This is a genomic window from Salinimicrobium oceani, assembly GCF_012037645.1.
In genome coordinates this window covers 1-338 of sequence record NZ_JAAVJR010001248.1, presented here as the reverse complement: position 1 = coordinate 338, position 338 = coordinate 1, and the positions used below count along the sequence as shown (strand labels likewise).

Below are 338 nucleotides of genomic sequence, written 5' to 3'. Positions count from 1 at the left end.
ACCGTGCTGGAAAGGGTGCCGGTTTTCATTCAGCCTGGTCAGGCAAGAGGAGTTGTTTCCCTTGCATTAGGTTATGGTAAGAAAGAAGGCGTGCAGCGTGAAATGCAGGTAGGGGTGAATGCTTATCCCCTTTACCAGGATTTTAAATCCTATCAAAACGTTTCTATAGAAAAAGCAGGAGGGGTCCATGAGTTTGCCTGTCTCCAGCTGCATACTACCTTAATGGGTAGAGAAGATATCGTAAAAGAGACTACTCTTGAGATCTTCAATAGTCAGGATTCTCACGTGTGGAATCATATGCCGCAGGTTTCTCTTAACCACGTAGAGACGCCGGTAAC

At 45.9% G+C, this 338-nt stretch carries 1 pseudogene; it reads left to right on the top strand.

The features are described 5' to 3' along the window. A pseudogene (locus tag HC175_RS21685) lies at positions 1-338 on the top strand (quinol:cytochrome C oxidoreductase); the annotation flags it as partial.